This window comes from Arthrobacter sp. MDT2-34-1 (assembly GCF_059091365.1).
The window spans coordinates 1-669 of record NZ_JBNHGO010000086.1 but is presented as its reverse complement, the minus strand read 5'-3'; the positions used below and the strand labels follow the sequence as shown (position 1 = coordinate 669).

Annotated in this window: 1 protein-coding gene and 1 pseudogene; one reads left to right on the top strand and one right to left on the bottom strand. The window is 63.1% G+C overall.

All coding sequences use genetic code 11. From position 1 onward, the window contains the following. A partial coding sequence (locus AC5RVV_RS17755) for a hypothetical protein (RefSeq protein WP_494002670.1) occupies nt 1-208 on the bottom strand: 208 nt, incomplete at its 3' end. 86 nt (nt 209-294) lie between these two features. Here AC5RVV_RS17755 and AC5RVV_RS17750 point away from each other — a divergent pair. After that, nucleotides 295-669 (top strand): annotated as a pseudogene (locus AC5RVV_RS17750) (Re/Si-specific NAD(P)(+) transhydrogenase subunit alpha); the annotation flags it as partial.

Below are 669 nucleotides of genomic sequence, written 5' to 3'. Positions count from 1 at the left end.
CCGCACCTTCGAAGATGGAGGCTGGCATGAACCTCACCTCCGGCACTTGGGGTGCATACCTGCGTAGGGCAGGTGCTCGCGTCTGCTGAGATTTGGACGCCTGGGCCGCCATCGTGAGCGCTTCGACCGCATTGCGCGCCGGTGTGCCGGAGGTCGAGCGTAACGATTTCCGTGCGGGCGTATTTGAGCTTTCCACTGAAGTGGTCATGAGGTCCCCGGGGGCTTACTGGCAAGCCGCAAGACAAAGATCTTTGCCTGTAACGGCAATAAATTAGGACGGAGAGGAAGAGAAACGTGGAACGCATCGGGATCGTGGCCGAGTCGGGCCGGGAGACCCGTGTGGCGGCAACGCCGAGCACGGTGAAGCAGCTGATTGGCCTGGGGTATGAGGTCATGGTCGAGATGGGTGCGGGAGAGGCCGCCTCGTTCACCGATGAGGCGTATGTGAGAGCAGGCGCGGCGATCGGCGCTGCGGGAGAAACGTGGGCCAGTTCGGTGGTGTTGAAGGTGAATCCGCCCGCCGACGAAGAAATCGGTTTGCTGCGGGCCGGAGCGACTCTGATCAGTTTGCTGAGCCCGGCGTTTCGTCCGGATCTGCTGGAGGCGCTGGCGGCGCGTTCGGTCACGGCTTTGGCGATGGACGCGGTGCCCCGTATTTCCAGGGCGCAG